At 38.6% G+C, this 12,609-nt stretch carries 12 protein-coding genes; 6 read left to right on the top strand and 6 right to left on the bottom strand.

Features of this window, described 5'->3' with window-relative positions:
- Positions 1–158 precede the first annotated feature (158 nt).
- Both ASG14_RS07725 and ASG14_RS07720 read right to left on the bottom strand, forming a co-directional pair.
- Complete coding sequence (locus tag ASG14_RS07725) at positions 159–1,061, bottom strand: hypothetical protein (RefSeq protein WP_056870504.1); 903 nt, start codon at positions 1,059–1,061, stop codon at positions 159–161.
- A 168-nt stretch (positions 1,062–1,229) separates the two neighbouring features.
- Entirely contained in the window at positions 1,230–1,604 is a 375-nt protein-coding gene (locus ASG14_RS07720; RefSeq protein WP_157274868.1) for a hypothetical protein, read from the bottom strand.
- 162 nt (positions 1,605–1,766) lie between these two features.
- Between ASG14_RS07720 and ASG14_RS07715 the strand changes: the two genes are divergently transcribed.
- Positions 1,767–2,171: an EVE domain-containing protein gene (locus tag ASG14_RS07715; RefSeq protein WP_056870502.1), complete on the top strand. Its 405-nt coding sequence runs from the start codon at positions 1,767–1,769 to the stop codon at positions 2,169–2,171.
- Here the strand turns inward: ASG14_RS07715 and ASG14_RS07710 are convergent, their stop codons facing one another.
- Together ASG14_RS07710 and ASG14_RS07705 are read right to left on the bottom strand one after the other, a co-directional pair.
- The gene (locus ASG14_RS07710) at positions 2,172–3,359 is read right to left on the bottom strand and encodes a cation:proton antiporter (RefSeq protein WP_056870506.1); all 1,188 of its coding nucleotides are present in this window, start codon (positions 3,357–3,359) and stop codon (positions 2,172–2,174) included.
- Positions 3,360–3,428: 69 nt separating this feature from the next.
- Positions 3,429–3,950: an acyl-CoA thioesterase gene (locus tag ASG14_RS07705; RefSeq protein ID WP_056870501.1), complete on the bottom strand. Its 522-nt coding sequence runs from the start codon at positions 3,948–3,950 to the stop codon at positions 3,429–3,431.
- A 212-nt stretch (positions 3,951–4,162) separates the two neighbouring features.
- Between ASG14_RS07705 and ASG14_RS07700 the strand changes: the two genes are divergently transcribed.
- Complete coding sequence (locus tag ASG14_RS07700; RefSeq protein ID WP_056870505.1) at positions 4,163–5,653, top strand: alpha-amylase; 1,491 nt, start codon at positions 4,163–4,165, stop codon at positions 5,651–5,653.
- Here ASG14_RS07700 and ASG14_RS07695 read toward each other — a convergent pair whose 3' ends face one another.
- On the bottom strand, positions 5,654–6,928 hold the full coding sequence (locus tag ASG14_RS07695; RefSeq protein ID WP_056870500.1) for a DUF5103 domain-containing protein: 1,275 nt from the start codon (positions 6,926–6,928) through the stop codon (positions 5,654–5,656).
- A gap of 255 nt (positions 6,929–7,183) precedes the next feature.
- On the bottom strand, positions 7,184–9,091 hold the full coding sequence (locus tag ASG14_RS07690) for an ABC-F family ATP-binding cassette domain-containing protein (protein ID WP_056870499.1): 1,908 nt from the start codon (positions 9,089–9,091) through the stop codon (positions 7,184–7,186).
- 331 nt (positions 9,092–9,422) lie between these two features.
- On the opposite strand from ASG14_RS07690, the gene nudK reads away from it, so the two are divergent.
- The 4 genes from nudK (at position 9,423) to ASG14_RS07665 (ending at position 12,474) form a co-directional block, all read left to right on the top strand.
- Entirely contained in the window at positions 9,423–10,007 is a 585-nt protein-coding gene (gene nudK / locus ASG14_RS07680) for a GDP-mannose pyrophosphatase NudK (RefSeq protein ID WP_056870497.1), read from the top strand.
- 208 nt (positions 10,008–10,215) lie between these two features.
- Positions 10,216–10,626: an Rrf2 family transcriptional regulator gene (locus ASG14_RS07675; protein ID WP_056870496.1), complete on the top strand. Its 411-nt coding sequence runs from the start codon at positions 10,216–10,218 to the stop codon at positions 10,624–10,626.
- A gap of 68 nt (positions 10,627–10,694) precedes the next feature.
- Positions 10,695–11,345: an NAD(P)-dependent oxidoreductase gene (locus ASG14_RS07670; protein WP_056870495.1), complete on the top strand. Its 651-nt coding sequence runs from the start codon at positions 10,695–10,697 to the stop codon at positions 11,343–11,345.
- Between the two features lie 97 nt (positions 11,346–11,442).
- The gene (locus ASG14_RS07665; RefSeq protein WP_056870494.1) at positions 11,443–12,474 is read left to right on the top strand and encodes a quinone-dependent dihydroorotate dehydrogenase; all 1,032 of its coding nucleotides are present in this window, start codon (positions 11,443–11,445) and stop codon (positions 12,472–12,474) included.
- The last annotated feature ends 135 nt before the right edge of the window (positions 12,475–12,609 follow it).

Raw genomic sequence — 12,609 nt, 5'->3', positions numbered from 1 at the left:
AAACCCCACTTAAATGCTACTGCTGTAAGAGAATCGCCCTCTAAATGTTCTTTAACAACTTCGACTTTAAAAGCCGCATCATACTTCTTGTTCATAAAAATGCCCCTAATAAGTGTCTAACTTTTTGGGGGCAGTGTATTTCAGGAAGCCTTTTGTATTTAAAACGAGCGGATTGCTCGGGTAATTGCCCAGTTAGCTTCGGATTTTGTTAATGGCCACAGTACATCCCCTGCACTTTTAAAAACATACATTATAACATTATTCTGAGGTGCAACTGCTCCATTTATTTTTCTATAATCTTGGTTTGAAGTCATATATCCTGCTCCTGTTTGCAATTTAATGCTACCTGCAGCACTTGTGTTAAACAAGATATTCATTGCTTTGACTTCCTCAACGGTTGGCAGATACCAGTCATCAAAGCCATTTAGAACTAGATTATAGCAAATTGCGGCAGCATTACCAGTACTTTGGCATCCATTTACTATCGCTTTTGTATTAGATAACCCAAAACCAATGCCTTGTTCAGAAGTTCCTGGGATGTCTGTGCCTTCACAGCCCCAAATTGCATTGCTGGATTGATCGGCAGTCGCTACTACTAACCCATGTTTGCCTGTACCATCAATATAAAATATCATTCCGCCACCATAAAGCTCACCTATCGCAATTGGGTTGCCAGTTGTAAAAGTTATTTCTGAACCATAAGCTGTACCAATAGAATTCGTAGCATAGGCTCTGGCAAAGTAGGTAGTGTTACCCGTAAGTTTTGTTAAGTCTGCAGTTATGTTTGGGTTGGTGTTGCCGCTCGGATCGACTATTTTATTATTTGTAACAGTTGGGTTGGAACTTGTGTTATAGCAAATTCCTTTTTCTGTAATTGTTGATCCGCCGTTACTGTTAACTGTACCTGCAACAGTAGCGGTACTTATGGTTACGGATGTGGCCGGCAAGGTGGTCACAGTAGAAATGCTGGCTTGTGGCTCGACTTTTGTCTTGCTGCAAGATGAAATAATAACTATGGCAAACAATAGCAGCCAACTGAATTTTTGTAATTTGTGCTTCATGATTAAGTATTTAATCACCTAAAGACAATAGAAATGCCAACTAACTAAAACTGCTTTAAGCTGCTTTAAACGCTATTATTCTGAAACACAGATATTAAAGGTGGGTTATTTTTTCCCCATAAAATGCCAAATCAAAATTTATCGCAGAACTATTTTATACATCTGCATTTATATCTGATTTAAACCCAGAAAAACCAGGCCTACAAAAACTATCGCTGCTGCATAACCTAACACGCCAATTCGCTTATGCTCACCTTTTGCATAAAGTTTTTTGGTTTGCTTGTAAGCTGCCTCCCGGAAGGATTTTACATAAATCGAATCGTTTAATAGGGAAATGGAACTGGCAATCGATGGCGTTGGCTTAAATAGATCTGAAGATGCATTACCGCGGTATTCTTTAAATTTTCGCAGGTTTTCTTCGCTTAATCTGAAGTTCTTCGAATCGTTTAGGGCAGCGTTTCTCAACGAATCTGTACTTTGACAGAATGCTTGATTGAACAGCAATAGAACTATTATTGTGGTAGATAGCTTTGTCTTTGACATGCTTAAAAATACAAACTTCTGGATATTAAATCCAAGGATATATCTTAATTTGATTACAAATATTTATGGTTATTTGTTACAAGAGTTGTCTTTTTAGGAGGACGATTAATTTCTTTCTTCTCCGTTTGATTTATCGTAAATTCGAAGCTTAAAACATTATAAATGAAACATTGGCTAGTAAAATCAGAACCTTTTAAATACAGTTGGGAAAAATTTAATGAAGATGGAAGAACCTTTTGGGATGGCGTTCGTAATTACCAGGCCAGAAATAACCTTAAAGAAATGAAAGCGGGCGATTTAGTTCTTTTTTATCATAGTAACGAAGGCAAAAATGTTGTTGGCGTAGCCAAGGTTGTAAAGGAATTTTATCAAGACCCGACAACTGATGATACAAACTGGGTTGTGGTAGATTTAGCGCCGGTGGAGGCGTTGAATAAACCGGTTTCTTTGGAGCAGATTAAAGCTGAAGAAAGTTTGAAAGATATATCGCTCATTCGCCAGGGAAGGCTATCTGTCATGCCCCTGAAAGCCGAGGAGTTTGATAAGATTTTAGAAATGGGCAGCTAGCTAAGCAAGCTGCTCATCCAGTTTTCTTTTGCTTAGCGTTAAGCCCAGTGTCATGATAATGCTGGTCCCTAAAACAACTAAAAATAGAAATGAAGTTCCAACTTCAGGCATTTTCAACGATGCAGGCAGGTTAAAATAAAGTAGAACACTTATCAGCCCGCGTGGCGCAAGGTATAAAATCGGCGCAGCGTTGCCCGATTTGAAAACCTTTAAAACCGCTAACCGAATTAAAAATATTGCAAGGAGAATAAATACGCCGTTGGCTAAAACCGGCAAATTATTCAACTCATAAATATCCATTGTAAAACCAAATATTACAAAAAAGAAAGTCCTTAAAATGAAGGCACTTTCTGCAGAAAGCTGGTAAAGTTGCGCCAAATCAGCGGTTAAGTTTTTGTATAAAAATGTAGTTCTAAACCAGATATTTTTTATTGTATCCGCGTTGTTTAGAAAAAGCCCGGTACTCAAAATCAATACCAGGGAAGAAAGGTGGTACGATTGGCCAACGGCGTAAACTAATATTAAAATCGAGATTATTAAAAAGAATTTGATGTGGTGAATTAGCTTACCCATAATATAGAGCAATACGATACAGGCAATAGCCGATAGCAGAATAATCAAAAAGGTGCTTAAGCCTAGTCCGATAAATGCCGAAGTCGTGATTGAATGATTTGCAATAGCAAAGTTGAAAATAATGATGCCGAGTATGTCTGAAAACGAAGATTCGTAAATTACAAATTCTCTGTCTTGCTTGCCCAAAGCAGCCGCAGATGGTATTGCTATTGCCGAACTGATAACACTGAAAGGAATCGCATTAGCGATGCAGGAGTGCAAATCCCGGTGCGAAATCTGGTAAATGATTAAGGTTATGATGGTAACCGTACCTAACAGTATGGTTAATGCAGACAAAAAGGCGCTCCTGATTACTTTGTTTTTTGCGGCGTCGTACTTTAATTCTAATGAACCCTCAAAAACAATGAGAATTAAACCAACGGTGCCTAACGTTGGCAAAATAGATAAAAAATTGAAAGTTTGTATTTTAAGGTACCCGACAAGAAAACGCAGGCCGATTCCAAGTAGCAATAGTAATAAAACCGATGGTATTTTGGTTTTGCTCGCCACTAAATCGAACAGATAGGAAAATATTACTAATCCGCTTAAAATAATAAGAATGGTATAGGTTGTCATTTTCTTAGCGTTTGGTAAATCGCTAAAATAAAACAATCATGTTAACCGGAAAGAAATCTTGTGTAAAAGTTACGGTTTAAAAAACAAAGCTTTAAGCTCGCTGGCATCTTCAGGATTCATTTTTCCTCCCAACACCAACCGTAATTGCCTCCGTCTCAAAGCCCCGTCAAACAGCGCAATTTCTTCTGCAGTTTCCGGGATTGCTTCTGGAACGGGAATGGTACGTGCACTCTGATCTACAGCAACAAAAGTATAGTAAGCTTCATTACTTTTCTGGCGGGCACCACTTGGAATGTTTTCGGCCCAAACATCCAGTCTCACTTCTACAGACGTATTGAAGGCCCGCGTAACCTTTGCCTCAATAGTAATAACATCTCCAAGTTTTATCGGATGTTTAAAAGAAACGTTATCTACAGAAGCCGTTACAACAATTCGATTACAGTGTTTTTGAGCAGAAATCGCAGCCGCAATGTCCATCCAATGCAATAAACGGCCACCCATAAGGTTATTTAATGTGTTGGTATCATTAGGTAAAACCAACTCATTCATTATCGTAAAACTTTCTCTGGCAAATTTCTTTTTCAAACTCATAATCGAGCGCAAAAGTAATTAAAAGCACCATTAAAACAGTATGTTTTTTGTTTTAACCCTTTGTTCCAATGAAGTTTTTCAATTCATTAGCTATCAGGAATTCATCCGTTTTGAAGACTATTTTCCAGTTGCATCCACCAATTTACCTTTGCCTTACACGCCACAAAAACAATTAACGAACTATCATGTTATCTTTGCTTAAAATCGAATTAATGCAAAACCAAACAATCATCCAATTCTTTCATTGGTATTATAACGAAGCGCAAAACCTGTGGACCAAAGTAGTAAACAAGGCGAATCATTTGAAAGAAATTGGTGTTACTGCGGTCTGGTTGCCGCCGGCATACAAATCTAATAACGCTGCTTACGATGTTGGCTATGCCGTTTATGACTTGTTTGATTTAGGTGAATTTGACCAAAAAGGCGCTGTTAATACTAAATACGGCACAAAAGACCAATACCTGAAGGCTATAGATGCTTTGCATGAAAATGGCATCGCGGCGATTGCCGATATCGTTTTTAACCATAAAGCCGGTGGCGATGAGTTAGAAAAAGTAAAAGTAAGAACTGTAAATCCTGATAACCGAACCGAATTTACGAGCGATGTTTTCGAGATTGAAGCCTGGACGAAATTTACCTTTCCGGGCAGGCAAGGTAAGTATTCGGAGTTTATCTGGGATCATACGTGCTTTAGTGGGGTTGATTGGGCCGAAGATTTAAAGGAAACAGCTATCTATTCTATTCAAAATTACCTTGGAGAAGGCTTTGAGCAGGTGCCGTCTACAGAGCTTGGGAATTATGATTACTTGATGTTTAATGACATTGATTATCGTAACCAGGCTGTTATTGAAGAATTGAAATATTGGGGAACGTGGCTGGTTGAAACCACAAAAATTGATGGTTTCAGACTCGATGCAGTTAAACACATTAATCCTGAATTTATAATCGAATGGCTCGATCATCTTGATGAGAAATTTAACCGCAAGTTTTTCGTCGTTGCAGAGGATTGGAATGTGGTTGATATTGAAGGACAATTGGAATACATAGATATTACTGCCGGAAGAACGCAAATCTTTGATTCTTTACTTCATCATAACTTTTACCTGGCCAGCCATGAAGAAAACCAGTTCGATATGCGAACGATTTTTGATAAAACCCTGGTTCAGGTTAAGCCGGAACTTGCGGTAACTTTTGTCGATAATCATGACTCGCAACCGCTGCAAGCGCTAGAGTCTTACGTAGACTTTTGGTTCAGGCCATTAGCTTACGCGATAATATTGTTGCGGGAACAAGGCATCCCATGTTTGTTTTTCCCCGATTTATATGGTGGCATTTACGATGACAAAGACAAGGAAGGTAATGATGTACACATTGAATTGGCCGCCTTGCCTGAAGTTGAAACGATGTGTAAAATAAGAAGCACTTTAGCTTACGGTTTGCAAAGAGAGCATTTCGATCATGGAAACTGTGTTGGGTGGACCAGGGAAGGTGATGACGAGCATGAAAACAGTGGTCTTGCTGTTTTAATGAGTACAGGTGAAGCGGGGTTCAAATCAATGGAAATGGGCAAAAAGTTCGAGGGCAAAACCTTTATAGATGCGCTCGGCCATTGTAGTCAGGAAGTTATAGTTGATGAAAATGGTTGGGCAGAGTTTCACTGCAACGCAGGCAGTGTATCGGTTTGGGTTTTAAAAACGCAGTAATTATCGGTCGTTTACTCTATTACTTAAGTTGTTATAACCAACCAGCGTGTCCCACCGGGCACCAGGCCTTCTGTAATAAACAAAAATTTGATAGCTGTTTTCTGTCTGGAAAAAAGAACCCTCGAAGGGCTGCGTTTCTATGGTTTTCGTTTCTTTATTAAGCCACGCGTATTCATAATCGTAGAGGCCTTGTTTTAGCAAAATATTGGCGTAAAATTGCTTTCTGCCGGCATCATAAATAAGCTTGTTTTCTTTACTGAGCGTATAATTGTTAAACCGCCCAACCACATAAGCATCGCCATTTAAGGTTGGCGCAGCAGCATTCAGGGTGAAAAGTACACTCATATATTCCGACTCCGTTCTGTCGTTGCGGCCATCAGAATTGCGGATAAAAAAATTCCCGTTTTCATCAAACTGGTTGCCAAATGCGCCCTTGTCCCGCGGCGCATCTTGAAAAAGCATCAGGCTAACAGATTCGTTATCGCGGTAAATATCCTTTACATTTTCTCCTTTAAAACGCAAACTTCTGGTGTCGAACTTTCTAAACTCATTGTTGCCCAAAAAGTCATTAGTCGTTAAATCGTTATATACAAGTTGATTTGGCCTCACAAAAGCTGGCCGGGTGTTGAGTTGTGCAGTATTTTGATTGAAATTTTGCATCACAACAGCTTTAATGTCCTGGTAAGGATTTGGAATATTTATCGAGTGATTTATGGTAAAATTGATTTTTTGTTTGCTGTTTCTGTCTGCTACCTGCAAAGAATTGGTAATTTCTGCGGCTACGGCAACCTGGCTATCCAAAATATAAAAGCGTTGCGAAATAACAGGCTTATTTTTATCGCCATCTAAATAAACCTTTAAAATATAGTTGCCACCAATTTTTGGCCTAACCTGCGTATTCGGTAAGCTTATTTCATAATGTGTATATTTCCTGGTCGTATTTGATGAGTAGCGGTAATCGGTTATTCTATCATCGCTAAAGCCATCCAAATAATCCGTTGTCGCAATTCTCGATGTTTGCCAGTCTGAGGTGCAATGTTCAACCGTATACCAGTAGTTTTGAGTTCCGGCCAATAAATCATCAAAGGAAAATATAATTTTTTCTGCCGATGTAATGGCAAGTAACGGTATGCTTTGTTCTTTTGAGCTGTTGTAACAAAGAACAGTTTTGATGTTGGGGAGGTATATTTTGTTTTCGTTGGTGAAATTTTTATCGTTTTGCGCAAAGCTTAGTATTGGGATGAAAAATAAAAGTATTCCGATTAGTTTTTGCATGGTTAAAAGTAAAGAGTATTAACCAGAGATTAAAAACTAAACACAGATATTTTTAAGTTGCTTCGAAACAGCCATGCCTAAAACAACACCTCTATCATTAATTATGCTTATTGGAAATCAGCGCAAGCAAACCTGTTTATTTTGCCTGATTAGGTAAAAAATTAAAGACGCAGTATTTTAATACCACTTTATATAATCACGTAAGAAGTAAACCGTCGCAGCCGGAGAAAAACCGGCTGCGCAAACAACTTATGTTTAACCTTCCAGTTCCATAATTTCAGCAGCTAGGGTTTCCCACTTTGTTTGCTGCGTATCCAAATCCTGTTTTGCTGTAAGATAGCGTTTATTGGCTTCGGCAAGTTTATCAGCTTTGCTATAAACATTTTCATCAGCCAGCTCCGATTCTATACTTTTAACAGAAGCTTCGAGCTCAGAAATTTGATTTTCTATTTTCTTCAGCTCATCGTTAAGTTTTTTTAATTGATTGGCTGTGTTTTGTGTAAAAGGCTTTGGCTCTTCTTTCTTCTTCTCAGGCATTTTAACCGGAATAGGTTTAGAAGCCGGAATTACACGTTTGCTGTTCCATTCTTCGTATTCCGCGTAAGTGCCCGGGTATTGTTTTATTTTTTCGTTTTCGATAAACCAGATCTTGTTCGCTACATTATCCAGGAAATACCTATCGTGAGAAACCGCTATAAAAGTTCCTTCAAACTGTTGCAAAGCCTGTATTAAAATATTAACAGATTGTATATCAAGGTGGTTGGTTGGCTCATCGAGAATTAAAAAGTTCGAATCTGTTGTTAGTGATTTTGCCAAAGCAACACGCGATTTTTCACCGCCTGATAACACTTTAATTTTTTTGAAAACATCATCACCGGTAAACAGGAAACAGCCTAAAATACTCCTTAATTCGGTGTCTGTGTGTTTAGGGGCAAAGGCTTGCAACTCTTCTAAAATTGCATTATCCAGGTGTAAAGATTCCAACTGGTGCTGGGCAAAAAACGTTGTTGTAACGTTATGGCCGGTTTCGCAAAGGCCCTCAAATTTTTCGGTTCCGGCAATCATTCTAAGCAAGGTAGATTTACCTTTACCATTTGCGCCGATTAATGCAATTTTATCGCCCTTTTCTATTACGGCCTCAGCATCTTCCAAAATATGCACATTTGGATAATGTTTAGTCGCATGTTCAATACGCACCACATGGCGGCCCGATGGTTTTGTAAATTTAAAGCTAAAATTTACCGTCGGGTTATCATCATCAACATCATCAATCCGCTCCATTTTATCCAGCGCCTTCATCCTCGATTGCGCCATTTTTGCTTTCGATGCTTTAGCCTTAAAACGCTCAATCAGCCGCTCTTCCTGCTTAATTTTTGCCTGCTGATTTTTAAATTCGCCTTTTTGTATTTCGCCACGCAAAGCTTTTTCTTCTACGTAAAAACTATAATTACCGGCATAAACGGTTAATTTTCCCTTGCGTGATTCAACGGTTCGGTTTACAATTTTATCCAGAAAATACCTATCGTGAGAAACGATTACAATAGCCCCTTCAAAACCTGCTAAATAGTTCTCCAGCCACTTAATAGAAGGTAAATCCATGTGGTTGGTTGGCTCATCGAGTAACAAAATATCGGGGTTTTGTAATAAGATTTTAGCCAACATTACCCGCATACGCCAACCCCCGGAAAATGTATTTAACGGACGTAGTTGATCTGCAGTGCTGAAACCTAATCCGGCTAAAATTTCGTTTGCCCTATATTCGATATTATAGCCGTCCAAAGCCTCAAATTCCTGCTGCTTATCGCTTAATTTGTACAAAACTTCTTCACTGTAATCCGTCTCAATTTTTTTAAGCAATTCCTCAATTTCATCATGCAACTGGTTTTGGCGCTCAAAGGCCTCCATGGCAACATGTAAAATGGTATGGTGAGATTCGTAAGAAAGTAAATCCTGGTTTAAGTAACCGATTTTTAAGTCTTTAGACATAGAAACCGTTCCCGAACTTGGCGCATACTCGCCCACGATAATCTTTAAAAGTGTAGATTTTCCTGTACCGTTAGCACCGATTAAACCAGCTCTGTCGCCCGGTTTAATGTGCCAGTTTGCATCTTCGTATAAGGCCCGCGAGCCAATTAAGAATGTTAAATTATTTATTGAAATCATTTCGGCTGCAAAAGTACGAATTTTAAAGGCTTCTTTTGCCTGAAACTTAAATAGAAAAATCTGTCCCGCAGGTCATCGCTTTCGGCTAAGACTTGCTTTTAGATAAAAATAATCTGTAAAGCAGAAACAACGTTTCATATCAATGTTTGTTCCTGCTTTCCGTTGCAACAAAAGCAGAAAAAGCTTTTGGTTTCCACTGCAATCAGGTTTATAAAGAAAATTCGCGGCTTTGAAAAAATTGTTTCTTCCTGGCTCAAACAGCTCAACATTACCCGCATACGCCAACCCCCGGAAAATTAATGATACATTTGACTACCAAGTCACCCGAAAAATGAAAAACGACAACATTAAAATTATTAATACTGAGGTGCTTTCAGATAATTGGTATACGCTAAAAAAAATCACTTTTGAATACACCAGAAAAGATGGCACAACAGAAATCCAAAACCGCGAAGCCTATGATCGGGGTAATGGTGCCACCATTTTACTTTATAACCGGGCGAATCAAACGGTAATTTTAACCCGACAATTTCGGTTGCCAACGTATATTAACGGCAACGAAAGCGGCATGTTGATTGAAACCTGTGCAGGATTGTTGGATAAAGATAATCCGGAAACGGCAATTAAACGCGAAACCGAAGAAGAAACCGGCTATAAAATTAAAGACGTTAAAAAGGTTTTCGAGGCATATATGTCGCCGGGCTCGGTTACTGAAATCCTTTATTTCTTCGTGGCAGAATATTCAAAAGATATGAAAGTTAACGAAGGTGGCGGCCATCACGACGAGCAGGAAAACATTGAGGTTCTGGAACTTTCTTTTTCTGATGCATTGAACAAATTAGAAACTGGTGAAATTAAAGATGGCAAAACCATTATGCTGTTACAGTATGCGCAGATTAACAACCTAATGCGTTAATCTACAGGTTTTTTCGTTAGGATTTCAAAGTATTATGGCCTATACAATTTATTAACGTTTCTCCGCTGCGGTTTAAAATTAGGTCTAATATTATCGACAATCCGTTTCACATCCCTAAACTTAGTGAACGTTTTTAAAATAATTAGCCATAAATTTTGTTTCTAAAAAAATCTGTTTACATTTGTACTGTAATAAAAATAATTACAGAATGAACAATAGTCGATTTCCAGTTTCGTTACACATTTTAACTTTGCTTCATGATGCGCAAGGTAGCTTAGTGAGCTCGGATTATTTGGCGGGTAGCATCAACATTAACCCGGTTTTGGTGCGTAAAGAAATCATTAACTTACGCAAACACGGTTTTGTAGATAGCAAAGAAGGGAAGGGTGGCGGTTCATTTCTTGCCAAAAATGCGGTTGACATAAACCTAGGAGACGTTTACAAAGCCGTAAAGAGCAGCAATATTTTAGGGCAGAACAAAAACGAGCCGAACCCGAATTGCCCGATTGGCAGACAAATTAACGAACACCTTAATACGCTTTACAGCGAAGCTGAAAATGCTTTGATTGAAAACTTGTCAACACAAACCTTGGCCGATTTCACCTCGAAGTTTAAATAAATTTTTTTAACCAAAACTGTAACAAAATATATTACAATTAATAAATTTTATAATTAAAATACAATAACATGAAAGTAGCATTAATAGGCGCCTCAGGATTTGTAGGTAAAGCCGTTTTAAACGAGTTAATTAGTCGTGGCAATGAAGTAATTGCAATTGCCCGCAATACCGACAAAATTGAAAACGCAAATGAAAAAGTAACCAATGTAGCAGTTGACGTTTTGGATACTGAAAAATTAACCGAAGCAATAAATGGCGCAGATGCGGTAATTAGTGCGTTTAATGCCGGGTGGACTAACCCAAACCTTTATGATGACACGATAAAAGGCGCAGAAGCAATCCAAAAAGCCGTTAAAGCATCTGATGTAAAGCGGTATATTTTTATCGGTGGAGCCGGCACTTTGCAAATCGATGGTAGCCAGTTGGTTGATGGTCCGGAATTTCCGAAGGAGATTTATCCTGGCGCTTCGGCAGTGAGAGATTATTTCAACAGTTTGAAACAAGAAAAAGAACTAGACTGGCTATTTTTTAGTCCTGCTATTGAGATGCACCCAGGCATTACCATCGGTCGCACCGGGAAATACCGTTTAGGTAAAACTTCTCCTGTTTTTAACGAGGATGGTCGTTCTGTTTTATCAGTTGAAGATTTGGCGATTGTGCTGGCCGATGAGCTTGAAAACAATGCTCATCACCAGGAACAATTTACAGCGGCTTACTAGTTCGGATAAAATGTAGTGATGTAAGGTGGAAAATGCGATAACTACCCTTATATATTTTCCATCTTTACATTTTCCATATTTTATTTATCTTCGTTGCATGTATCGCCTAATTAAACCAATATTCTTCAAATTTGACCCAGAAAACGTACATTATTTCGTTGTGAAGCGGTTGAAGTGGTTTAATGACAAGTTTCCGCTCGGAAAAACCATCATAAGAAGTAGTTTCGATGTTCACATCCGGGGATTAGAAAAAGAGGTTTTCGGCATCAAATTCCGTAATCCCGTAGGTTTGGCTGCCGGTTTCGATAAAAACGGCGAATATGTTGAGGCATTGAGTAATCTTGGCTTTGGGTTTATTGAGGTAGGCACGGTAACGCCAATGCCACAACCTGGAAACGATAAGCCACGGATGTTTCGTTTGCCAAATGATGAAGCTTTAATTAACAGGATGGGTTTCAACAACAAGGGGGTTGATGTTATGGCCGAACGTTTGCGTTTGCTTAAAGATAAACATCCAGATATTGTTGTGGGTGGAAATATCGGCAAAAATAAAGCAACCCCGAATGAAGATGCCGTTAACGATTATATAAAGTGTTTCGATAGGTTGTTTGATGTGGTTGATTACTTTGTGGTAAACGTGAGTTCTCCTAATACCCCTGGTTTACGAGCCTTGCAGGAGAAAGAACCCTTAAAAAAAATACTGAATACGCTACAACAGCGTAACCAAAAGCACGGCATTTCGAGGCCTATTTTATTAAAAATAGCGCCAGATCTAACCAATGAACAATTGGATGATATTGTAGAAATCGTAGCTGAAACACAAATTGCAGGGATAATTGCAACAAATACTACGATAAGCCGCGAAAACTTAGCTACCGAGAAAGCAATTGCAGAAGAAATGGGTGGTTTAAGCGGTAAGCCGGTTAAAGATCGTTCAACAGAGGTTATAAAATACCTTTCCCAAAAATCTAACAAAGCTTTTCCAATTATTGGTGTTGGTGGAATTCATTCTGCGCAGGACGCCCAGGATAAATTGGATGCGGGAGCAAGTTTGGTTCAACTATACACCGGTTTTATTTACGAAGGTCCGGGTTTAATTAAATCAATTTGTAAAGCTTTGGTAAGTTAATATTTGCAAGCGCTAAAAATTTAAAAGGCAACCCACTATGAAGTGCACCCGAAAAGTTAGACAAATTTAATTTAATTAATAATATGATGAGCTCGGTATTTAACCGGGCTCATTCCTTTTAGATTAAGTTTGATT

This window comes from Pedobacter sp. Leaf194 (genome assembly GCF_001423945.1).
Lineage (GTDB): Bacteria > Bacteroidota > Bacteroidia > Sphingobacteriales > Sphingobacteriaceae > Pedobacter.
This window is presented reverse-complemented; position numbering and strand designations above follow the sequence as displayed.